Origin of the sequence: Photobacterium sp. 53610, from assembly GCF_036409375.1 — a bacterium.
Lineage (GTDB): Bacteria > Pseudomonadota > Gammaproteobacteria > Enterobacterales > Vibrionaceae > Photobacterium.
In genome coordinates this window covers 1,401,584-1,423,160 of record NZ_JAXOFS010000001.1, presented here as the reverse complement: position 1 = coordinate 1,423,160, position 21,577 = coordinate 1,401,584, and the positions used below count along the sequence as shown (strand labels likewise).

The following is a 21,577-nucleotide window of genomic DNA, read 5'->3' as shown; positions in this document are numbered from 1 at the left end:
GAAGGCTGGGCGCTACGGCGAACTGGTAAACAGCCATCCTGTAGGATGGCTGTTTGTGGATCAGAAGCGGGTATCCACGAATCGGCCGACGGTGTCCGTGTCGTCGGCAATACAGAGATAGCGCCACTTATCGAACGTCAGGCACGGATGAGAGGTTGAAAACACCAGCATGTCTCCCACCCGCAGATCGGTCCCGGCCGGGACGTTCACAAAGGTATGCTGATCCATGATGGCGGTCGCTTCCAGACCACTGACCGTGATTGGCTGACCGTCCCGGAATCCGCGTTCAACGATTGGCAGCCCGGCATCGAACGCAACGTCCCGTTTCCCCATCCCGATCACCGCTTTACAGGGCTCCGGCACGGAGAGAACGTAGGTCCAGAGTTCCAGTGCTGATTCCAGATCCCCGCCCAGTTCGCAGGCGTATCCCTGATTGGCTTTCGCACGAGCGATGACCTGATGCTGGGCATCCTGGTAAATCCCGGTGTCATGGATCAGATAACAGCCGGGCCGGATGACGGCATTCAGATGGGGATGACCCGCAAACTCTTCAGCCACAATGTCATACCAGGCAGAGCCTGCGCCGGTCACGATGGGGTGGTCAACCGTGATCAGCTTTTTCTCGGTCAGCTGTTCTGCCAGCAACACGGCATCGCGCAGGAATAAACGGATGTGATCTTCTGCATCAGCGCCGTGAATGACGCCCTCATACACTTCAATGCCATGCAGAGATAAGCCTTCCGCCGCCTGAATAAACCCGGCCAGAGTTTCTGCTTCTTCGTGGTTTCTGCAGCCGCAGCGGCCTCCCGGTACGCCATATTCGATCAGGACGTTCAGGGTCAGCCCTTCAGCTGAGAAGTATCGGCTGAGCTGAGCGGCATTGTCACAGGAGTCGACGCAGCAATAGAACCGGACGTCATGCTGACGGATCAGCCGGGCGATCAGGGCCATATTGGCTTTTCCGACCAGCTGGTTGGCCATCAGAATGTTTTGGGCCCCGGCAACGGCTGCGGTTTCAGCCTGTGCGGGGGTTGCAACGGTGATCCCCCAGGCACCGGCCTGCAGTTGCTCGGTAAAGAGCGACGGCGTCATGGTGGTTTTGCCGTGGGGTGACAGTTTGACCTGATGGTGGTTGGCGAACTGTTGCATCCAGTTCAGGTTATTGTGAATCGCCGATTCGCGAAGGACCGCTGCCGGCAGGCAGATTTCTTCGTCAATCAGGCTGTACCGACCCTCACTTTTCTCATGGACCCAGACACCCTTGGTCCCAATCGGAAAGTTTTTGTGATCGAATTCTTGGTATTTACTAACATGCTTTTTGTTTGCTTGAGGCATTGGTTATTCTCCTAACATAGCCATTATCCCTTTATGTATAAGGCTTGTGGCGAGATGATAGTATTCTTGATGTTAGAAACTATCAAACATCTTGTGGTGAATTGTGCGATTTCTCACTGTTTGATTCCCACCGTCTCACTAAGATTCAACCCAGAGAGGAAAGGTCACCGTGACCATTGAAGTGGACATCGTTTCCCGAATTACTGAGTGCTTCCCACAGTTAAGAGAAGCAGAAAAAAAAGTGGCCCGCCTGGTGGTGGACGATCTGAGCAGTGCAGCGACGGCCAGCATCACGGAACTGGCAGAAGAAGCCGGGGTAAGTGAAGCCACCATCACCCGCTTTGCGAAGGCGGTCGGCTGTAAAAATGTGCGTGATCTGAAAATGAAGCTGGCGCAGTCACTGGCGGTCGGACAGCGGTTCATTCATGAAAGCCCGGATGAAACGGGCATTCAGGGGGTGTATGAGTCGATTAAGAACGTCATCAACCTCAACCGGAAAATCGTGAATGAAGCGGATGTCGCCCGGGCGGTAGAAATGCTGCTCAACGCGCGGCAGGTTCTGTCGGTCGGCATGGGCGGTGGCTCAACCATCATGTCGCAGGAATTGCAGTTCAGGCTGTTTCGGATTGGATTTGCCGTCAGTGCCTATAACGACGGCTTGCTGGCCAGGATGGTGGCCTCGACCGCAGACAGTAAAGACGTGATGGTAGCGCTGTCAGTGACGGGCTACACCGCAGAAGTGGTCGAACCGGCATCCATTGCCAAACAGTACGGGCTTAAGGTGATTGCGATTACCGCGCCGGACTCGCCGCTGGCAAAAGTCAGTGATGTGGTGCTGCCGCTGGTGACCGATGAAACAGATTTTATTTATAAACCCTCAGCCTCACGCTACGCCATGATGGCGCTGATTGATGTGCTGTCGACAGAACTGGCCCTGCGCCAGAAACGCCGTTCCCGTGATCGCCTGCGTCGGCTGAAACTGGCGCTGGACAGCCACCGCGGTGGTGAAGATCGACAGCCGCTGGGGGATTAGCCCGCCAATTCTGAAAGAAGGTGGCGGATGCGAGAAACGAACGAAAAGGAAAACGTATGCAGTTTGAGACCGTATTCCGCCAGGTCAGCATCATTGATGGCACCGGCGCGGATGCCTACCGCGCCGATGTTGCCATTCAGAATGGTCGCATCGTTCAGATTGGTGACCTTGCCGGTTGTGCCGCGCATCAGGTGATTGACGGCCGTCATCAGGTACTGGCGCCGGGCTTCATTGATGTGCACACCCACGACGACACCCATGTGATCCGTTTTCCTGAGTGTCTGCCAAAAATCAGCCAGGGCGTTACCACGGTGATTGTCGGTAACTGCGGTATCAGCGCGTCTCCGGCAGTGCTGGCTGCTGATCCGCCCGATCCCATGAACCTGCTGGGCAAGCGGGAAGATTTCCGGTACCCGGCTTTTGCAGACTACGCCGAAGCAGTACGTCAGGCGCAGCCCGCAGTCAATGTGGCGGCGCTGGTGGGTCATACCACCTTGCGCAATCAGGTGATGGATGATCTCTGTCGCGCCGCGACGCCGCAGGAAATTGTTGCCATGAAGGCCCTGCTGAAACAGGCCATGCAGCAAGGTGCGCTTGGCCTGAGCTCCGGGCTGGCTTATGCCTCCGCCAAACAGGCACCGGCTGAGGAAGTGATGGCGCTGGCGGAAGCACTGGCGGCTTTCAACGGTATCTATACCACCCATATGCGCACTGAATTCGAACAGATTCTGGATGCAATGGACGAAGCATTCCAAACTGGCAAGCACGCCAGAGTCCCGGTGGTGATTTCACATCTCAAATGTGCAGGCGCAGGCAACTGGGGCCGGACGGTGGAAGTGCTGGACCGGATGGAATCTGCCGCGCAGTGTCAGGATGTGGCCTGCGACTGTTACCCGTATTCTGCCAGTTCCTCGACGCTGGATCTTAATCAGGTCACAGAAGATATCGATATCTTCATTACCTGGTCAGAAGCGTTCCCGGAACTGGCAGGCAAGATGCTGAAAGAGATTGCGGCGGAGATGGACCTGCCGCTGATGGACGCCGCTAGAGCGCTGCAACCGGCCGGGGCGGTGTATCACTGCATGGATGAAGCCGATGTCGAGCGGGTACTGAAATACCGTCTCACCATGGTGGGCTCTGATGGCCTGCCGAATGACCCGCATCCGCACCCGCGTCTGTGGGGGGCATTTCCCCGGGTGCTGGGCTACTACACCCGCGAACGCAAGTTGTTCTCGCTGGAGCAGGCCGTTCACAAGATGACCGGGATGTCGGCCCGACGTTTCGGGCTGAAAGACCGGGGGATCATCGCCGAAGGCGCTTTTGCGGATTTGGTGCTTTTTGACCCGGCCACGATTGAGGACGCTGCCAGTTTCGAGCACCCGATTACTGCCGCAAAGGGTATTGCACTGGTCATGGTGAATGGCCGGATCAGCTATCAGCAGGGCAGTGTCAGCCCGGAACGTCATGGCCGCTTTCTGGCCCGGCATCAATGATGAAGCACACACAGAATTATTCAAAGTCACAAGGCTAATCAGCCCTCAATTGGAGAAAACAATCATGACGATTATTCGTTACGGCGTGGAAGGCGGGACAGGCACCGGCGGGCAGCATCTGCCATTTGCACGTGCGACGCAGGCCGGTGGATTCCTGTATGTTTCAGGCCAGACACCGATGACAGACGGCGAGGTGGTTGAAGGCGGTATCGTCGATCAGTCACGCCTGGCGATTCAGAACTGTCTCAATATTATGGAAGAAGCCGGATACGGCCTGGCCGATGTGGTCCATGTGAAAGTGGTGCTGACCGATGCCCGTTATTTCCAGTCGTTCAACAAGGTCTTTCAGGAGTTTTTTGGTGAACATCCGCCAGCCCGGATCTGCATGGTGTGTGATCTGGTGGTGGACGTCAAAGTGGAAGTGGATGTGACCTGTTACCGAGAGGATCGCCGTTAATCCGGCCCACAACTCGGACTTGGATTCGGTCAGTCATACGCTGAACGGACCAGCTGTCTCTTGAGCCTGCAGGATCTGTTGCAAGAATTTTTCTGTGCTGAAATCTCAGGCAGAAGCAAAGAAAAAGGGCTGGCAAAGTACCAGCCCGTAAAAAGCAAATGACTGAAATTCAAAGTCAATTTCAGTCATACACGGGATAACCGAATGTGTTTATCCCCAAGCAAATAAAAGCAATGACGGATTATAAGAGGTAAGGAATGAACAGTACACTCTTTCTCACCGGATTCGGTGCATATGTGGTGTTTATGATCTGGCTGGGCTGGCTTGTGTCCCGCTCGCAGAAATCAGGGGAAGATTTTCTGCTGGGCGGACGTGGCCTGCCATTGTTCCTCGTACTGGGGACGACCGTGGCAACCATGGTGGGTACCGGCTCCAGTATGGGCGCAGTCGGTTTCGGATACCTGAACGGCTGGGCCGGTGCGTTATACGGAATCGGGGGTGCCCTGGGGATCTTACTGCTGGCCTGGTGGTTTGCCCCGGTCCGTAAGCTGAACTTCATGACCATGAGTGAAGAACTGGCCTACTATGTTGGCGCCAACAAGGTGGTGAAAAACGTTGTGGGTGTGCTGATCTTCGTGGCCTGTATCGGCTGGCTGGGCGCCCATATTCTCGGCGGCGGCCTGTATTTGGCGTGGATCGCGGATATCGATCTGAATACTGCCAAGATCGTCATTGCTGCGGCCTTCACCATTTATGTCGTCATTGGCGGTTATACCGCGGTGGTCTGGACCGATACGATTCAGGCGATTGTTCTGTTCTTCGGCTTTATTCTGATGGCGGTACTTTCCGTTCAGCAGATCGGCGGGCTGGAAAACCTCTATCAAGCCATGGATCCGGCAGCGGTGAGCCTGCTCGGCATTGAAAAGCTGGGCGCACTGCCTGCGCTGTCGCTGGCGATGGTGGTCGGTGTCGGAATTCTGGCTACGCCGTCTTTCCGCCAGCGTATTTACTCGGGTAAGGATGTGTCCACGATTCGCCGCTCTTTCGTCATGTCCGGTGTACTTTACCTGTTTTTCTCAATTATTCCGGCAGTCATCGGGATGTCTGCCCACGCCATTAACCCGGAACTGAACAACGCGAACTATGCGTTTCCTTATGTCGCCGCAACCGTGCTGCCGGTCGCCGTGGGAATGATTGTGCTGATTGCGGGTCTGTCTGCCACCATGTCGAGCGCCAGTTCGGATGCGATTGCCGGGGTGTCGATCATGCTGCGTGACATTTTTATCCTCTTTACGGGCAAAGTACCCTCAAAAGACAAAATGGTGTTTTACTCCCGTCTGTCGCTGGTGATTGTCATTGGCATGGCCCTTCTGTTCGCGCTGACTTCGAATGACATTATCAGCTATATCACCAAGATGATTTCCACCGTGATGTCAGGCATGTTCGTCTGCGGCATGCTGGGGCGGTTCTGGTCCCGGTATAACTGGCAGGGAGCACTGGCAACGCTGGCCGGGGCTTCAGCGGCATCTTTCTCGGTGATTCTGAATGCGGACTGGAATGCCTACTGGGGAAATCCCTGCATCCCGTCGGTGCTGACTGCGCTGGTGGCTGGTGCAACCGTCAGCTTGCTGACACCTGCCAATCAGGTGAGCCCGGCACAGGCCAAAGCCATCCTGGATGCCGAGCGTGAAGCGATGGAAAACACTGTTCAGAAGGACATCAGTACAGAGGCTGCCTGCGCGAAATAAATCGCTAAAACTTGTGAAAATGCAGGTCTTTGTGATGAACCAAGGCCTGCATCATGAATTAGGCTTGTAGAAACAGTCCAAGAAAGAAAGGGACCGCTGTGAAAATTGCATTTTTTGGTGAATGTATGGTCGAGCTGAGCGGCCAGCCGTTACGTCGCACCTTTGGTGGTGATACCTTAAATACGGCACTCTATCTGGCCCGGCTCGGACGTTCTCGCCGGTTGGATGTCAGTTACGCAACGGCACTGGGAAAAGACAATATCAGCCAGGATATGCTGTCTGCCTGGCAGGAAGAATATATTGATACGCGTCTGGTGCGTCGGCTGGACGAGAAATTACCCGGACTCTATCTGGTGGAAACCGAGCCCAGCGGCGAGCGCCATTTTCACTACTGGCGCAATGACAGTGCCGCGAAGTTTTATTTCGCGACCGGAGTTACCCCGCTGGAACGGGCCATTGATAACAATGAGTTTGATGTGTTGTATATCAGCGGCATCAGTCTGGCGATTCTGGCGGAAGATGCCAAAGCCATTCTGATTACACTGTTGGAAAAACACAAAGCGACCGGCGGTAAAGTTGTGTTCGATAACAACTTCCGGCCGCAACTGTGGACAGCCAAACAGGCTCAATACTGGTATAAGCAGGTGCTGCCTTTTGTGGATATCGCCCTGATCACCGAATATGATGACCAGAAAGTGTGGGGCGAGGGCGATGTGACGGAACGTTGCCGCGATTTTGGCTGCGCTGAAGTTGTGATTAAGCGCGGCAGCCAGCCGTGTCTGGTGGCGACGGATTTAAAGTCTGACCATCCGGGGATCAGTGAAGTGGCTGCCAACCCGGTTCAGACGGTGATTGATACCTGCGCGGCAGGCGATTCATTTGCAGCCGGTTATCTGGCAGGCCGGCTGAGCGGAGAAACAGCCACGGCATCGGCAGAACTGGGTCACCAGTTGGCTGCGATTGTGATTCAACACCCGGGCGCGATTATTCCGCCCGAGGCTATGACAGAGATGATGTAAAGGAGTTAGAAGTTCATGTCTCAATCCCTGATTGAAAAGTTAAAACAATTGAAAGTTATCCCGGTGATTCAAATCAACCGGGTGGAACAGGCAGTTCCGCTGGCGAAAACCCTGGTAGAGAACGGCCTGCCCGTGGCAGAAGTCACCTTCCGGACTGACGCGGCAGCAGAAGCCATCCGCCTGATGCGGGAAGCTTATCCAACGCTGTGTATCGGCGCGGGTACTGTGCTGAATGCGGCGCAGGTGGATCGCGCGCAGGCAGCCGGTGCCGAGTTTATTGTGGCGCCGGGTCTGAACCTGAATACAGTGCGTTACTGTCAGGAGAAGGGGATTGTGGTGGTTCCGGGCGTGAACAACCCAAGCCAGATTGAACAGGCGCTGGAACTGGGTCTGAACTTTCTGAAATTCTTCCCGGCGGAAGCCTCCGGCGGTTTGAATATGGTGAAATCACTGCTGGCGCCTTATGTGGATGTCAGCCTGATGCCAACCGGCGGCATCAGTAAAGCCAATATTCGTGACTATCTAGCCGTGGATCGCGTGCTGTGCTGTGGCGGCACCTGGATGGTCGCCCCGCAGCTGATTGATAACGGCGACTGGGAAGAAATCGGTCGTCTGGTACGTGAAGCGGTCGCGCTGGTTCGCGACTGACGCTGTCAGAGCCCTTTGGGTGTAATGGCCGCTTCCGTGTTGAAGCGGCTTTTTTCATCCGGAAAACTGCACATTTTGATTTGTCCTTTCGGATCAAACATCAGCGATAACTTATCAGGTTTCGCCTGGCTGAATGCTGCGATGCAGCGTTTGCCTGTCACTGTAGTTTGTGACTCCTGACCGGCACTGATCACCACATCCACGCCCTGCACGTTTTTTAACAGCTCCGGGGAAAAGCGTGTCGGATACTGACTCAGCAGCACGATATTTCGGATCCCTTTCACCTGAAGCCGGTCAACACTGTTTCTGAGCAGCGTCAGATCCCGCTCGTGCAGTTCTTCACTGCCCGGGTAAGGGTTAATCAGCGCCAGAAAAGCAACCTGATTATTGCCATACCAGCGAATGAAAGCGTCTGCCCGGCCTTTATAGCTGTTGTAGCTGTAAACTTCGTCCCCGTTCTGGCGAAGGCCGAAATCGATATTACTTGCCAGCACCGGATAACTGGCCTGAGGCAGCAGGCTGGCAGAATCACTGTAGGACTTTGTTTCCGGGGTGATTGCCGTAATGTAAGAAAACGGCTGTTGTTCCACCTTGGGATTATGCGCCGAATAAAAGGTCATCCCTTCTTGTGCGGGCATCGCAATGACATCCAGATCAGCCTTGCCGGGAGAAGGGGGGAGTTGTGTCAGAAACCGGATGTGAAGATGTGTCTTAGCTTGTTCGGCAGGCGAACAGGCAGCGAGTAAACAAGACATCACGACTGGGACACAAAGACTGAAACGGCGCATAACAAAATTGAAATGTGATCTGGGTCGCCATTCTGTTCTTTTTGCCCGGAAATGACAAGCCTCAGACAAAATTGCAGGCCTGCCAGAAGGGGAAAAACCCAATTTCTTTTCAAAAATCACGACCGCGTTCAACGAATGAAACGCGCTAACTCCCTCACACACCGATAAAAAGTCAGCCTTTTAGCTTTGTCTGATGGGTAAAAAATGAGAAGAATGACCTGTTTTGGGTGTAAAACAATCACTCAGTTCAAATTGATGAATTTTGCTGTTGACTCGATCTCACCTTTGCGTAGAATGCATCCCGTACCGCAACGGAGGGTAACGACGAAGCGGTCATGGTGAAAGCCAAAACAACAACCCAAGTGGTTGATTGTCGAAGGCGCGTTGGCAGAGTGGCTATGCAGCGGATTGCAAATCCGTGGACCTCGGTTCGACTCCGGGACGCGCCTCCATTTGCGACACTAGCTCAGTTGGTAGAGCGCAACCTTGCCAAGGTTGAGGTCACGAGTTCGAACCTCGTGTGTCGCTCCAAATTTTGTCTGTATCGATTCAGATGTCGGTACAAAGATGGTGTCTGACCCATCGCAATCCAGAATTGCGTGCCCTGATGGTGGAATTGGTAGACACAAGGGATTTAAAATCCCTCGACGTTCGCGTTGTGCCGGTTCAAGTCCGGCTCGGGGCACCATCTAAATCAACGGCTTACAGGCTAGCGCTTGTAAGCCGTTTTTCTTTGTCTGCATTTTTTAGTCTTCTCTCTTCTCTTCTATTTTCAGTGATTTTTCTCATTACTTCGCCTTCCTTCCGCCTGCAGCAAGGCCGTAATGAACAGTTTGTCAGTCAATGCCTTTTGTTTTTCCTCGAAGTTCTCCTCGAAGGGCAGCATGCAAACTTCAGAGTTGTTAATTGTATGTTAATTCGTGACTGTGTTCACCGAATCCAATACTTCAGTAAGCCGGACGCGAAAGAAAGTGGTCTACTGACCGTGTTAAACAGGAATAAGACATAACAATAACGAATAAAACAACAGGTTAGGAGAACACGATGCAACCTTCAACGACACATCATCAGATGGCCCCCGCTCTTACTGCGTTACTGGATGCGGACTACCGTTTTAACTATCAGGAATTTCTGGCTCATGTTGAATTAGCCGACAAACCGCTGTCTCTGGCCACCATTCGATTTATGCTGGAAAAAGTCGAATTCAACAGTGACGAGGTAAAACAGTTGGTGCAGTTTGATCAGGAGACGTACTCAAGGCGCCGCTTGTTTGGCAATGATCATTGTGAAGTGTTGATCCTAAGCTGGCTGAATGGTCAGCGGAGTAAAATTCATGACCACCTTGGCAGCGCTTGCGGGGTTAAAGTGCTGCAGGGGCAGGCGACAGAAACTCTGTTTCAGCCAGCTGCGAATGGTCACATTTACGCGACCCAGTCGACGCACTATCCAAGCGGTGAGGTGACGGTGAGTCACGACAGTGATATTCACCAGATATCCAACCTGCAAGGCGGGGATGAACCTTTGGTGACACTGCACATCTATTCTCCGCCGTTGAAACAGTTCTATCTCTACCAACTCGAAAGCGGGACCGCAGAGCTGCTGGATCTTCAGCATGACTCCTGGTTCTATGAAATCTGAAGAAGCTTGGTGGCGAATCATCGGATCTACGACACGTTGTATTGCTTGCAGATCCGATGTTGTCTTGGTCAAGGAAACGTATACTTAGGGTTTTAAATTACGCCTGCATCAGGTGATCCAGTTCTTCCACCTTCTTTTCAAGCTGGTCAATGGAGTCGTCCTGATTCCGTTCATTCATTTGCAGCTTCAGTCGTTCAATATGCTGTTTCAGCGTTTCAACAACATCGGCTTGTATCCGATCTTTGGCATCATGACCGAATGATTTTGCTTCCTCTATCAGTTGATCTAATTCATTGTCCAGTTGGTCCGCTGTTGGTTCTGCAGTATTATCGACCCAGTTCGAGAAGGAACGGTCAATACTGGAAGCGAACGACTGCAGGCTCTTGCCAAGCTGATTTTGCATCTCTTTAGCAATCCCCGTGAATTTTGTACTGCCCTGAATCACTTGCCCGTCTTGAATGAATGTTCCCGGCTTGTCATTCGAAATGAGTTTAATCATCTGTGTCTCTTTGGCCTTGGCATTGTCTGTGATGACAAACAGAGCAGAATCAGTTGCCAGCGATTGGAAGGCTTCATCGACAGTCACATGCACTTCAAAATGACCTTGTTCGGTGTAGATAATTTCATTGACCTTGCCAATGACTTGGTCGTCATGCATTAATAGCGCATTGTTTTTCAATCCATTCACAGCATCGTAGCGAATCGAAAAATTCACACCAGATTCGATACAACCGGCCAGAAACAATACAACTAAGCTAAAACAAAATTTACCTAAAAGTCTCATCAGACGACTACTCCAACACATTTTTCTACAGCGTTTAACAGGGCGCAGTATGTCCGTTTCGGGCTAAATTGCAATGCTGAATGTATTGCCAACAGGTGGAGCAATATTCTATTGAAACTTATTTGGTTCACTGAAATGTTAGGAAATGCTTGTAAATGAATAGATTAAGAAAATGCTGTAGAGGGGATTTCAAGTACGCTGATTTGGTTGTTTTATCAACAAATCCAATGGTTCACGGTTCGGCTGGCTTAATCGAAATTTACGGCTTACGCATGAATGCTTGATAGCCGTTTCTCTTGATGTACGCCGTGTTGAATATCAGGATAAACCGCTGTCTCTGGCGACCATTCGCTTTATGCTGGAAAAAGTCGAATTCAACAGTGAGGAGAATAAGTATTGTAAGGTGACTGTCTTTTTTAAAAGTTTAAATTCCCTGAGAGGAATATCTTCATGTTATTTAAATCCATACTCTCATCATGTCGCCCCAATATTTACTGCGCTTCTTGAAAGCGGTTACCTTGTGTGGATTATTTCAAATCATTATTCTGCGCACCAAGTGTCACAGTGAAATGCTGGAAAATCGGCAGTACATCTAAAGTGAAATTTGTTATTAAATCGTGGGGTTGGCATGGCTAAGCTAAAAAAGAAGAGAGACGATATCGTCACCTGTAACTTGAATATCTGGCACAAGCCTGTTGGTTGGGTATTTTTCCTGGCGTCTGTTGTATTGATCGTGCTGTTTCCTTATTTTCCGGTTCAGTACCTGACGGCTTTACTGAGCCTTTGGTCCGTATTACGCAAAAAAGAAATGGTCTGGCGAAAAAGGGAGCGTCAGTGGTCTTACCGAGTTCGACGTTTTTTTCTGTGGCGCCAGACCAGCCATCAGATGACAGACCGCGATGCATTGATTTTGTATTACGAAAAGCCGGTTGAGGAAGAAAGAGATGGCACGATCATGACGCGTTATGGCTGGTTTGAACTTGAGTTCGAACCGGAAGCCAGTCGGTTTGATCCGGATGGTCAATCTGAATATCAAGCTGGAGTTCAATATCGATTAAAAAAATTCGATCAAGATGCCAAAGCGCCTGAGTTAACGGAGATGATGAAACAAATTATCGGGATCTACCGTGCCAGCAATCTGGATGTCCAAATCGTTTTTGGATTGACAGATCTGGACGATGAAAGATATATGGCAATCAAAACAGCGCTTGGCTTAGATCCTACTCGCATCCCATTGGATGAAGCATTCAAGCGTACTGATGAAACGCTGGACGATAGCGACATGAATGCCGCTCATTATGAAGTGAAGCGATACAGGCTGAAGCCTAGTCAAATGAAACATGAAACGAAATCGGCAGAACACCACCAATGATGTTGTCGTATGACAGGCGAGATGAAAATGACAAAGCAAACAGAACACACAAACGATAGTGTCATCTGCAACTTAAAGGTCTGGCATAAGCCATTTGGCTGGTTTTGGACGATTGGGTTCGCCATCTTTCTGCCTGTTACATCGCCTAGCCCCTTACAGGCTGCATTTGGGTTGCTGGGGCTGTGGTCTGTGTTGCGAAAAAGGGAAATTCTCTGGCGTGTCAACGAGGCACAATGGGTCTACCGAACCCGAAACTTTTGGAAGTGGCGTGAAGTTCAATATGACATGACTGCGGATGATACGCTGACACTTACCTGGAATAGAAGGGAATCGTCTTCGTCGCTCTTCACTCTGAGATTTGAACCGAAGTCGGCTCAGTTTATTCAACGTCATCGAATCTTAGATAGTTATGATTTAGAAGTGTTACCGACACACACAGGTGAAGTTGAATTAACGGCAACAATGAAAAAAATCGGTCGTATTTATGGTTCCTGTCATATCGGCCTGAATGCAGACGTTGTGTTCAATGGGCTGAACGATCAAAAAAGTAAAGCCATTCATAATGAACTTGGCATCGACTTTTCGCCTGTTCAATCCGATGAGAAGCAATACGATCCCGGATGATGCCTGTGAATCAGTCATTCAGAATAAAGTGCCTGTCCTGATTTTTACTCCCTGAAATTGAAGAGTAATCTTTGCTGGCCTGTTGATTTTTCAGTTCAACCGGATATCCATTCAGCCGCCTCAATGGCGGTTGAATGGCGGTGTAAACATTGCTCAGTGAAGCAATACCATTACATCGTCAAAATAATCTTGCCCTTTAAAGCCGCACGATGCTTTTCAATCGTCTCCAAAGCCAGCTGAAACTGTTCCAGAGGGAAGTACTGGTCTACATCCAGCGCGATCTTGTTGGACAGAAAATGCTCGAGCATCATGTCAAACTGTTCTCTTCGGGCGGCTTTGCCTGCCTGATCTTCCCAGTACCGTAAGAAGAAATTACTGAACTGAATCTGCTGCCGTTGCTGATATTCGAAAAAGCCTTTTTCATACACGGCCAGCGACAAGGTACCGTAGGTGATATATCGTCCCTGAGCGCCAAGCGTCTGAATCAATTCGGTGCCGGCAGGACCGCCGATTGCGTCCAGTGCCACATTGGGTTGCGGGAGGCCATATTGCTTGAGCTGTGATGCCAGATTTTCATGGGCGTTTAAGACAGGTACAGTCTGATACGGATAGGATTCAGGCCGTGAGGTGATGGCAATGAGGGTAAATCCTACGGTTGAAGACAACTGCGCGAAGATTTTGCCAATTGCAGAGCTGCCTGCATTGATGATGACGACATCCTCCGGCGTGAGGCGGGCCACTTCCGTGGTCAGAATCCAGGCCGTGAAGGCATTGATATAGAGCTGGGCCGCATAGCCGTTGTCGATATCCGGCGGCAGGTGAAATAAGTTATCCGGATGCACATCTGCATATTTCTGCCAGGTTCCCTGCGCCGCAACGAGCACCTTTTGTCCTGAAACAAAACGGGGACAATCAGACGCGATCACATGACCCACCGCTTCAAACCCCGGCACTCTCGGCGGCTGATGATTCCGGCGGTACTGACCAACACCATGAATCGATAACAGATCACTGGGGTTGATATTCGCAGCTTCGATCCGGACTCTGACAAGACTCTGGTCCCGCGATGTGCAAGGAAGTTGTTCCAGCACCAGCACATCCTTGGGTTCACCAAAACTGACCTGATTGATGCGAGTGTTGTGATTGTGGTGCGTCATTGAGGTTGCTTCTTTGTCGTCCGCTGAAAATAGTATGAGCTCACTGCCGGGATGCGCTTTGCTGAACCCAAACGGGGGCAAACAATTAGTGATGGTTCAGTGTCGTGATGATGATTTCCCGGTCCCGGGGCTCAAATTGATCGAAAATCTCGTCACCACTGATCTGCTGTGCCTGATGAGCGAATTGTGCAGCTTTGCTGGTGTCTCCGAGCTTCAGATAGGCTTTGGCTGTGGTCAGAAAGGGGAGGGGTTGTTTCTGTTCACGGCACCAGTTTAAAGCCTGGCCGGAGATGGCAATGGCGAGCTCATAGTCTTGATGTTCAAGTAAGACAGAGCCATAGCCGCTTTTGATCCAGAAATTCAAATCATCATCGGGCAGGTGTTCATCGGCGTATGCGGAAGCTTGCTGCCACATGTGTAAGGCTTCAGAAAGAGTCCCGTCTAATTCTAGAAAAAGTGCTTTATTTGCGAGCTCAAATGCATGGTCAGCATGCGGGTTATTTTCTGTCATCATCATTCACTTTGTTATTACAGCCTGCTTTCGCAATGGGAGATATCCAGTGTGAAACCGAGGCAGATATCTAGGATAAGAAGCGTTATTTTGCTGCAGAAGTCCGGTTCAACGATATTATAATCTCAAATAAATGATTGATCCTTTCAAATTCACTGTGGTGATGTATTCAAGTGAGCTGGATATCAGTCGTGCAACAGCGGCGGATAGCTGATGCATTAAATGTTAAAAAAATGAAACAAAAAATTCAGAATTAAATTTGATTTTGAATGCACCACTTCGTTTATTTTTAAAGCGGAACAGCAGAATATCAGTAGTCAAAAGACCTGATTTTTAATGTGTATATCCGGTTGTTTTTCATCATAAAAGCTTCATAAACCTCATGTCCTCCCGTTCCCGGGATGTCGCAAAAAATCGCTTATAAAGCCGTCACCCTTTGAACTTGGTTCCATTTTTGTGCTTCTAGTTGCAGTGCATTTTTGACACATTCCATTAACATCATCTATAGGTCATACCTCTTACCACTGACAATGAATGTATGGCTCACAATGAAAAAAACACTTTTACTGACACTTTTGCCATTTTCTGTACTTGCACAAAGTGCTGAAGTTGAGAACACAAACCAACCGCTGACGGCTGCGCAAATTCAAGAGGTACAAAGTAGTAACACTTACACTTATGTGCGTTGCTGGTATCGCCCGGCACAGACACATGATGATCCGGCAACCACCTGGGAGTGGGCCCGGGATACCAACGGAGATTATTACAAACTGAATGGTTACTGGTGGTCCGGCTGGTCGTTTAAAAATATGTTCTACACCAGTACGTCGCAGTCTGAAATTCAGCAGCGTTGTGCCGAAACACTGGGCGTAACCCACGATACGGCGGACATGCTGTTTTATGCGGCGGACAACAGCTGGTCGTATAACCATACTGTCTGGACCAACGATCAGGGGCCGGTGAACGACATCAATAAGGTCGTGGCATTCGGCGACAGTCTGTCGGATACCGGCAATCTGTTCAACGCTTCGCAATGGGTTTTCCCGAACCGGAATTCCTGGTTCCTGGGCCATTTCTCCAATGGTTTTGTCTGGACTGAGTATCTGTCGGACAGCCTGAATCTGCCGCTGTATAACTGGGCAGTCGGCGGTGCGGCGGGTTCGAACCAGTATGTTGCACTCACGGGTGTGACAGAGCAGGTCACGTCCTATCTGGAATACATGCAGCTGGCGAAGAACTACAATCCGGCGAATACGCTGTTCACGCTGGAATTTGGCCTGAACGATTTCATGAACTATGACCGGACGGTTGCGGATGCAAAAGCGGATTACAGTGAAGCGATGCAACGTCTGACCGCTTCCGGCGCCAATAACATTTTGCTGATGACTCTGCCGGATGCGACCCGTGCGCCGCAGTTTAAGTATGCCACTCAGGCTGAAATTGATAAGGTCCGGGCAAAGCTTCTGGCCTTTAACGAATTCATCAAAACTGAGGCCAAAAGTTATCAGGACAAAGGTGTGAACGTGGTGTTGTTTGACGCTTATGCCCTGTTCGAAAAGATCACGACGGAGCCACTGGCATACGGCTTTGCGAATGCCAAAGATGCCTGTCTGGACATCAACCGAAACTCAGCCGCGGATTACCTGTACAGCCACGATTTTACGGCTGACTGTGCATCGCACGGCTCAGATAAGTATGTGTTCTGGGGCGTGACCCATCCGACGACGGCGACGCACAAGTTCATTGCAAATGCGATGTATCTGCCTGCGGTGTCTTCGTTCAATATCCAGCCATAATCGGCTGATCATTCAGGCGGGACGACTCAGTGCATGTCGTTCCGCCTGATTTTCCCGAATTTCCAAGACGCGCGGCCTGCCTTTGTTCAGGGGCTTGTTCGTCATGACTCACTTTCTTTGACCAGCCGATCAACCCAAAGATTTTGCTCACTGTCTGCCTTTTCAGTTTTGGTCCGTTGTGGGATTGTGCAGCGTGGGTACCGGCACTGACAGTTCATTCGGATGACTTGCCGGAAACTCGCGAAAGTTCATCAGGTTATATTTTTTGTGACTTTTCTATCACTAACCGTTCTAATGAATCACGGCCGTAAACTTTGATTCGTCACGCGCCGCCCCGATATTGAACAGATGAGTCTATCGAAGTGAGGTAAAACAGGATGGCAAACCAATACGTACCCCCGAAAGTCTGGACCATGGACTGCGAAAATGGCGGCGAGTGGGCAAGCATTAACCGGCCGGATGCCGGGGCCCGGTATGAGAAAGAACTTCCGGTCGGCGACCATCCCCTTCAGTTATATTCGCTGGGAACGCCGAATGGTCAGAAGATCACCATCATGCTGGAAGAACTGCTGGCTTTGGGTGAGTCCGGCGCCGAGTATGATGCGCATCTGATCAATATCGGCGACGGCGATCAGTTTTCTTCCGGCTTTGTGGGTGTGAATCCGAATTCCAAGATCCCGGCACTGGTGGATCGCTCGGGAGAGACATCCATCAATGTTTTCGAATCCGGTTCAATTCTGGTGTATCTGGCAGAAAAATTCGGCCATTTTCTGCCGACAGAGATTGCGGAACGAACTCAGGTTCTGAACTGGCTTTTCTGGCTGCAGGGTGCTGCGCCTTTTCTGGGCGGTGGTTTCGGTCATTTTTATGCCTATGCTCCGGAAAAGTATGAGTACCCGATTAACCGTTACACCATGGAAGTGAAACGTCAGCTGGATGTACTGGATAAACAACTGGCAAACCACACCTATGTCGCCGGTAAGACTTACAGTATCGCTGATATTGCCATCTGGCCCTGGTACGGCAATGTTACACTGGGACTGGCTTATGATGCGGCGGAGTTTCTGGATGTAGAGCGCTATCAGCATGTTCAGCGCTGGGCCAAAGCGATTCTGGAACGTCCGGCAGTTCAGCGTGGCCGTATTGTCAATAAGACTTCAGGGGAAGCCTGGGAAGCAGTCCCCGAACGCCACAGTGCCGCAGATATTGATGCAGCACTGAAGCAACGGCCGTAATCCTGCGGATAAATTCTCAATGTGGCAGCTTTGTCTGCCACATTTCTTTCTGTGCAACTGAACACAAATTTACCCCTCCTCTTAATGACTTCAGCAGATCGTCGTTCTCAGTCATCATTTTAGGCAAGTATCGCATCTGAACAGGCAAACGCTCCCCTGGGTTTTTGACCATACTCATCCCATCGCTTGAACAGGCCCGGCCTGAAAGACAAGCAATACGGATGAATACAAGGGTAAGAGGTGAGTGTCATGGAAAAGGTGAAATTCAAAAATCTGAATGGTCAGGGTGTCACCATGGCCGCTGTGATCAACTTTCCGGAAGGATTTGATGAGCACAAGAAATATCCGGTTGTGGTTGTCTCTCATCCGGGAGGCGGTGTGAAGGAGCAGGCCTCCGGGCTCTATGCGAAAAAGCTGGCTGAACAAGGGTTGGTGACCATCGCTTACGATGCCTCTTATCAGGGGGAGAGCACCGGCGAACCCCGCCAGCTGGAAAACCCTTACATTCGGACGGAAGACGTCAGTGCAGTGATTGATTATCTGACCACTCTGCCTTATGTGGATCCGGAGCGGATTGGTGCGATGGGAATTTGTGCTGGTGCGGGGTATACCGCAAATGCTGCAATGAATGATCGCCGGATCAAAGCGGTGGGTTCTGTGAGCGCTGTAAACATTGGCTCGATGTTCCGAAATGGCTGGGACAACAATGTGAAAGATGAGGATGCGATTCCTTTCATTCAGCATGGTTCTCAGGCGCGAACCAGTGATGCAGGCAAACCCGATTCAGAGATTCTGCCGCTGGCACCGATGCGCAAAGAAGATGCGCCGAACAAAGAGCTGGAAGAAGCCTGGGAATACTATCACACCCCACGCTGTCAGTATCCGACGGCACCGGGTTATATGACGGCCCGAAGTATCAGTCAGATCATCACTTACGATGCATACAACAAAGCCGAAGCATTCCTGACTCAACCGCTGCAGGTGATTGCGGGCAGTGAAGCAGGCAGCAAGTGGATGAGTGATGATATGTATGCGCGTGCAGCCAGTCAGGACAAGCAGTTCCACGTTGTGAACGGTGCGAATCATATGTCTTTGTATGACGTGCCTCAGTATGTAGATGAAGCGGTCTCGGTGCTGGCGCCTTTCTTCCAGTCCAAACTGTAATTTCCCCTGTATTGAATCAATCAGGCTCGGTGTTTCGTACCGAGCCTGTACGGAGCGATGAACATGAACAATATTAAACATGTGACTTATCAGAATCTGGGCTGGGAATCTGCCGCAGACTTGTATTTACCCCCGGCATTCGATGCATCCGTCAAGTATCCGGCCATCGTGAGTACGCACCCGATTGGAAGCTGTAAGGAACAAACTTCCGGCAATATTTATGCTGCCGCTCTGGCGGAAGCGGGTTATGTCGTGTTGGCCTTTGATGCCAGTTTTCAGGGCGCCAGTGGCGGAACACCGCGCTTGATTGAAGATCCTGCAATTCGGGTTTCCGATATTCGTTTTGCCATTGATTATCTGGTCACACTGCCTTATGTCGACGAGAACCGTATTGGTGCGATTGGCGTGTGCGGGGGCGGGGCGTATACCATTCATGCCGCGATGACCGATCATCGGATTCGGGCACTGACTTCGATCACCGGGGTGAATTTCGGCCGACTGATTCGTGAGGCATTCAGTGAGTTTAATCCGGTCGGCGCGATGGAGGCCATGGGCAAGCAGCGGACTGCCGAAGCTCAGGGTGCAGCACGTCATGTGATTGATTATTTGCCGCCTTCGGTTGAAGCGGGCAAGCAAATGGGTCTGAATGATATTGATGTGCTTGAAGCCACGGAATACTACAAAACCGCACGCGGTCAGCAGCCGAACGGCGCGACCAGCGGCCTGTTCTCGTTCAACAGTGCCGCGATGGGCTGGGATGCATTCCTTCATGCAGAAGTGCTGCTGACACAGCCCCTGCTGGTGGTGATTGGCGACAAACCCGGCGGCTTCGGTGCCTATCGTGATGGCTGGGAAATTTACGGTCGTGCGGCTTCGCAGAAGAAAGAGATTTTTGTCGCGGAAGGCTGGTCTCACTACGATTTATATGACAAGCCTGAACCGGTTGCTCTTGCACTGGAAAAGGTCGTGCCTTTCTTCCGGGACAACTTGTAAGTTTCTGAAGAGGTGCAGCTCGGGTGGCCTGATGCGGATTGAAGCGTCAGGCTTCTGCTCAATGAGAGATGTGAACGCAGATGATGAAATGGTTTGTGTTGATATTCTGTGTCCTGTTGCTGGCTGCTTTTCTGGTGCCATTTGTGGTCACCTGGATTGAAAACCAACAAGTTCAGCAAAACCGGATCCGGTTGAAAGAACCGCAGCCTGATGCGACCAACCCTGATAAGGTTGCGATTGTTGTCTTTTCCCGATCCGGTAATACGGCCGTACTGGCCCGTCATATTGCCGAGAAGACAGGAGGCGCGTTACTTTTCATTCAGGCGGAAGCCTATGCGCTCGGCTTACCGGGGTGGGTCAATGCGATGAAAGACGCTCGAAGCCAAACCGCCGTCATCACGCCGGAATCGATCGATTTGTCTGAGTTTGAAACCGTGTTTTTAGGCGCGCCGATCTGGTTGTACAGTCCGGCGCCGCCAGTCTGGCAGTTGGCCGCAAATACTGAATTTTCCGGCCAGCATATTGTCTTGTTCAATACGTATAACAGTCATTTTGAGCAAAGTTATATTGATGCGTTTGAGACATTGGTGAAGGCAAATGGCGCGCAATCTTTTGAGCATGTTGCAGTGTTCCGGGGCCGGATGGGAAGCCAACTGACCACAGAGGAAATGCTGCAGCAGTTTGAGCAGCATAGACTGGTGAAAAGACAGATGAAAAGACCTGATGAAAAAGCAGATGAACTGAATGATGAATGAGAATCACGCGGACTATTTATCGCTGTCTACCAAGCTTGCCGTGCTGGCAGAGCTGGTCGGTAGCCTTGCCCGGGCAGAAGGAGATCACGTCACGACGGTGCCCGGATTGTCGCTGCATCGCCGGAATCAACCGTCTGAACCTTTGCACTGTATCTATACCCTCAGTGTCGCGCTGACCATTCAGGGCGGAAAGCAGGTTTTAATCGGGGATGTGGTACACGAACTGGGTCCGGGCAAGAGCATGATCACAACGCTGGATTTGCCTGTGGTTTCTCATGTGGTTGAAGCCCGGCGTCAACAGCCCTATCTGGGCATTTTGCTTCAGCTGGATATTGCTCAGATTCTGGCTGTGAATACTGAGCTGGATTTATCACGCCCCCATAAAGGGGATATGTTTCAGTCGGTGTCGATTGAACAGGCTGACGCTCAGCTTTGCGATGCTTTTATTCGTTTGCTTCAGTTACCCATGCAACCCGAGATGCAACCGCATCTTGCGCCACTGATTCAGAAAGAGATCGTGATTCGGCTGCTCACCGGGCCACATGGATTGCACCTGCGGCATCTGGTTAGTGAAGGCTCACCCAGTGAGCATATCTCCAGAGCGGTGACCTGGCTGAAACAAAATTTTGTCCATTCATTCAGCATGGATGAGCTGGCGAACCGGGCGCATATGAGTGCTTCCACATTCCGGCAGCATTTCAGGGCAATGACCGGCACCAGTCCGCTGCAATACCAAAAGCAGCTCCGGTTGCAGGAGGCCCGGGAACTGATGCTGAATCAACAGATGGATGCCAGCCGCGCCAGCGCAATGGTCGGTTATGAAAGCGCTTCCCAGTTCAGCAGGGAATACAGTCGCTTGTTTGGCGCTCCTCCTCAGAAGGATATCCGCAGGCTGAGACATAACAGCTAGTCTGTTGTTCGGCATGGCGCATTCGTCGGATCAGGCAAGATCAACGTCAAAACCGGCAAATCTTAACAGAGACAATTCGGTACGCTCTTCAGATGTCTTGTTACGTTTTCAAAGCAT

20 protein-coding genes and 3 tRNA genes are annotated in these 21,577 nt (G+C 51.1%); 18 read left to right on the top strand and 5 right to left on the bottom strand.

Translation table 11 applies throughout. From position 1 onward, the window contains the following. Positions 1-60: 60 nt before the first annotated feature. Positions 61-1,335 (bottom strand): amino acid deaminase, encoded by a 1,275-nt coding sequence (locus SPK40_RS06445; RefSeq protein ID WP_330959818.1) that lies wholly within the window; start codon positions 1,333-1,335, stop codon positions 61-63. A 169-nt stretch (positions 1,336-1,504) separates the two neighbouring features. Between SPK40_RS06445 and SPK40_RS06440 the strand changes: the two genes are divergently transcribed. The 6 genes from SPK40_RS06440 (at position 1,505) to SPK40_RS06415 (ending at position 7,733) form a co-directional block, all read left to right on the top strand. Further along, positions 1,505-2,368: a MurR/RpiR family transcriptional regulator gene (locus SPK40_RS06440; protein ID WP_248139452.1), complete on the top strand. Its 864-nt coding sequence runs from the start codon at positions 1,505-1,507 to the stop codon at positions 2,366-2,368. 56 nt (positions 2,369-2,424) lie between these two features. Then, on the top strand, positions 2,425-3,861 hold the full coding sequence (locus SPK40_RS06435) for an N-acyl-D-amino-acid deacylase family protein (protein WP_330959817.1): 1,437 nt from the start codon (positions 2,425-2,427) through the stop codon (positions 3,859-3,861). A 64-nt stretch (positions 3,862-3,925) separates the two neighbouring features. Next, entirely contained in the window at positions 3,926-4,318 is a 393-nt protein-coding gene (locus tag SPK40_RS06430; RefSeq protein WP_248139456.1) for a RidA family protein, read from the top strand. Positions 4,319-4,575: 257 nt separating this feature from the next. Further along, complete coding sequence (locus SPK40_RS06425; protein WP_330959816.1) at positions 4,576-6,066, top strand: sodium:solute symporter family protein; 1,491 nt, start codon at positions 4,576-4,578, stop codon at positions 6,064-6,066. A gap of 98 nt (positions 6,067-6,164) precedes the next feature. Next, the gene (locus SPK40_RS06420) at positions 6,165-7,085 is read left to right on the top strand and encodes a sugar kinase (protein ID WP_330959815.1); all 921 of its coding nucleotides are present in this window, start codon (positions 6,165-6,167) and stop codon (positions 7,083-7,085) included. Positions 7,086-7,100: 15 nt separating this feature from the next. Next, positions 7,101-7,733, top strand: coding sequence for a bifunctional 4-hydroxy-2-oxoglutarate aldolase/2-dehydro-3-deoxy-phosphogluconate aldolase (locus SPK40_RS06415; protein WP_330959814.1), 633 nt, complete (start codon positions 7,101-7,103; stop codon positions 7,731-7,733). A gap of 5 nt (positions 7,734-7,738) precedes the next feature. Here the strand turns inward: SPK40_RS06415 and SPK40_RS06410 are convergent, their stop codons facing one another. Then, a complete protein-coding gene (locus tag SPK40_RS06410) occupies positions 7,739-8,488 on the bottom strand; it encodes a hypothetical protein (protein ID WP_330959813.1) in 750 nt (249 codons plus the stop codon). Between the two features lie 411 nt (positions 8,489-8,899). Here SPK40_RS06410 and SPK40_RS06405 point away from each other — a divergent pair. From SPK40_RS06405 to SPK40_RS06390, 4 genes are all read left to right on the top strand, one after another. Further along, positions 8,900-8,973 (top strand) — tRNA-Cys (locus SPK40_RS06405). Between the two features lie 3 nt (positions 8,974-8,976). Next, positions 8,977-9,052: transfer RNA gene (locus SPK40_RS06400), tRNA-Gly, on the top strand. Between the two features lie 70 nt (positions 9,053-9,122). After that, positions 9,123-9,209, top strand: a tRNA-Leu gene (locus tag SPK40_RS06395). Positions 9,210-9,565: 356 nt separating this feature from the next. Then, positions 9,566-10,159 (top strand): cysteine dioxygenase, encoded by a 594-nt coding sequence (locus SPK40_RS06390; RefSeq protein WP_330959812.1) that lies wholly within the window; start codon positions 9,566-9,568, stop codon positions 10,157-10,159. Positions 10,160-10,256: 97 nt separating this feature from the next. Here SPK40_RS06390 and SPK40_RS06385 read toward each other — a convergent pair whose 3' ends face one another. Further along, a complete protein-coding gene (locus tag SPK40_RS06385) occupies positions 10,257-10,943 on the bottom strand; it encodes a hypothetical protein (RefSeq protein ID WP_330959811.1) in 687 nt (228 codons plus the stop codon). Between the two features lie 628 nt (positions 10,944-11,571). On the opposite strand from SPK40_RS06385, the gene SPK40_RS06380 reads away from it, so the two are divergent. Both SPK40_RS06380 and SPK40_RS06375 read left to right on the top strand, forming a co-directional pair. Continuing rightward, positions 11,572-12,315, top strand: coding sequence for a hypothetical protein (locus SPK40_RS06380; protein ID WP_330959810.1), 744 nt, complete (start codon positions 11,572-11,574; stop codon positions 12,313-12,315). A gap of 9 nt (positions 12,316-12,324) precedes the next feature. Beyond that, positions 12,325-12,939 carry a hypothetical protein gene (locus SPK40_RS06375; protein ID WP_330959809.1) on the top strand — a complete coding sequence of 205 codons (615 nt, stop codon included), beginning with the start codon at positions 12,325-12,327 and terminating at the stop codon, positions 12,937-12,939. A gap of 170 nt (positions 12,940-13,109) precedes the next feature. On the opposite strand, the gene SPK40_RS06370 is transcribed toward SPK40_RS06375, so the two are convergent. Both SPK40_RS06370 and SPK40_RS06365 read right to left on the bottom strand, forming a co-directional pair. Then, positions 13,110-14,096 carry a zinc-dependent alcohol dehydrogenase family protein gene (locus tag SPK40_RS06370; protein WP_330959808.1) on the bottom strand — a complete coding sequence of 329 codons (987 nt, stop codon included), beginning with the start codon at positions 14,094-14,096 and terminating at the stop codon, positions 13,110-13,112. An 85-nt stretch (positions 14,097-14,181) separates the two neighbouring features. After that, on the bottom strand, positions 14,182-14,511 hold the full coding sequence (locus SPK40_RS06365) for a hypothetical protein (RefSeq protein WP_330959807.1): 330 nt from the start codon (positions 14,509-14,511) through the stop codon (positions 14,182-14,184). 644 nt (positions 14,512-15,155) lie between these two features. Between SPK40_RS06365 and SPK40_RS06360 the strand changes: the two genes are divergently transcribed. The 6 genes from SPK40_RS06360 (at position 15,156) to SPK40_RS06335 (ending at position 21,460) form a co-directional block, all read left to right on the top strand. Then, positions 15,156-16,403 carry an SGNH/GDSL hydrolase family protein gene (locus tag SPK40_RS06360; RefSeq protein ID WP_330959806.1) on the top strand — a complete coding sequence of 416 codons (1,248 nt, stop codon included), beginning with the start codon at positions 15,156-15,158 and terminating at the stop codon, positions 16,401-16,403. 377 nt (positions 16,404-16,780) lie between these two features. Further along, the gene (yghU, locus tag SPK40_RS06355; RefSeq protein ID WP_330959805.1) at positions 16,781-17,638 is read left to right on the top strand and encodes a glutathione-dependent disulfide-bond oxidoreductase; all 858 of its coding nucleotides are present in this window, start codon (positions 16,781-16,783) and stop codon (positions 17,636-17,638) included. Positions 17,639-17,887: 249 nt separating this feature from the next. Then, positions 17,888-18,802 (top strand): alpha/beta hydrolase, encoded by a 915-nt coding sequence (locus SPK40_RS06350; RefSeq protein ID WP_330959804.1) that lies wholly within the window; start codon positions 17,888-17,890, stop codon positions 18,800-18,802. A gap of 63 nt (positions 18,803-18,865) precedes the next feature. Continuing rightward, positions 18,866-19,795, top strand: coding sequence for an alpha/beta hydrolase (locus SPK40_RS06345; protein ID WP_442957548.1), 930 nt, complete (start codon positions 18,866-18,868; stop codon positions 19,793-19,795). Between the two features lie 80 nt (positions 19,796-19,875). Continuing rightward, the gene (locus SPK40_RS06340) at positions 19,876-20,550 is read left to right on the top strand and encodes a flavodoxin family protein (RefSeq protein WP_330959803.1); all 675 of its coding nucleotides are present in this window, start codon (positions 19,876-19,878) and stop codon (positions 20,548-20,550) included. Beyond that, on the top strand, positions 20,540-21,460 hold the full coding sequence (locus tag SPK40_RS06335) for an AraC family transcriptional regulator (protein WP_330959802.1): 921 nt from the start codon (positions 20,540-20,542) through the stop codon (positions 21,458-21,460). The genes SPK40_RS06340 and SPK40_RS06335 overlap by 11 nt, the downstream gene beginning before the upstream one ends. Positions 21,461-21,577: the final 117 nt, after the last annotated feature.

Bases quoted from the DNA above. Each gene is read 5' to 3' on its own strand.
- SPK40_RS06435 (WP_330959817.1), top strand. From the start codon at position 2,425: ATGCAGTTTGAGACCGTATTCCGCCAGGTCAGCATCATTGATGGCACC.
- SPK40_RS06390 (WP_330959812.1), top strand. From the start codon at position 9,566: ATGCAACCTTCAACGACACATCATCAGATGGCCCCCGCTCTTACTGCG.
- SPK40_RS06385 (WP_330959811.1), bottom strand. From the start codon at position 10,943: ATGAGACTTTTAGGTAAATTTTGTTTTAGCTTAGTTGTATTGTTTCTG.
- SPK40_RS06425 (WP_330959816.1), top strand. From the start codon at position 4,576: ATGAACAGTACACTCTTTCTCACCGGATTCGGTGCATATGTGGTGTTT.
- SPK40_RS06410 (WP_330959813.1), bottom strand. From the start codon at position 8,488: ATGTCTTGTTTACTCGCTGCCTGTTCGCCTGCCGAACAAGCTAAGACA.
- SPK40_RS06345 (WP_442957548.1), top strand. From the start codon at position 18,866: ATGAACAATATTAAACATGTGACTTATCAGAATCTGGGCTGGGAATCT.
- yghU (WP_330959805.1), top strand. From the start codon at position 16,781: ATGGCAAACCAATACGTACCCCCGAAAGTCTGGACCATGGACTGCGAA.
- SPK40_RS06365 (WP_330959807.1), bottom strand. From the start codon at position 14,511: ATGTGGCAGCAAGCTTCCGCATACGCCGATGAACACCTGCCCGATGAT.
- SPK40_RS06335 (WP_330959802.1), top strand. From the start codon at position 20,540: ATGATGAATGAGAATCACGCGGACTATTTATCGCTGTCTACCAAGCTT.
- SPK40_RS06380 (WP_330959810.1), top strand. From the start codon at position 11,572: ATGGCTAAGCTAAAAAAGAAGAGAGACGATATCGTCACCTGTAACTTG.
- SPK40_RS06340 (WP_330959803.1), top strand. From the start codon at position 19,876: ATGATGAAATGGTTTGTGTTGATATTCTGTGTCCTGTTGCTGGCTGCT.
- SPK40_RS06360 (WP_330959806.1), top strand. From the start codon at position 15,156: ATGAAAAAAACACTTTTACTGACACTTTTGCCATTTTCTGTACTTGCA.
- SPK40_RS06370 (WP_330959808.1), bottom strand. From the start codon at position 14,096: ATGACGCACCACAATCACAACACTCGCATCAATCAGGTCAGTTTTGGT.
- SPK40_RS06430 (WP_248139456.1), top strand. From the start codon at position 3,926: ATGACGATTATTCGTTACGGCGTGGAAGGCGGGACAGGCACCGGCGGG.
- SPK40_RS06375 (WP_330959809.1), top strand. From the start codon at position 12,325: ATGACAGGCGAGATGAAAATGACAAAGCAAACAGAACACACAAACGAT.
- SPK40_RS06445 (WP_330959818.1), bottom strand. From the start codon at position 1,335: ATGCCTCAAGCAAACAAAAAGCATGTTAGTAAATACCAAGAATTCGAT.
- SPK40_RS06350 (WP_330959804.1), top strand. From the start codon at position 17,888: ATGGAAAAGGTGAAATTCAAAAATCTGAATGGTCAGGGTGTCACCATG.
- SPK40_RS06415 (WP_330959814.1), top strand. From the start codon at position 7,101: ATGTCTCAATCCCTGATTGAAAAGTTAAAACAATTGAAAGTTATCCCG.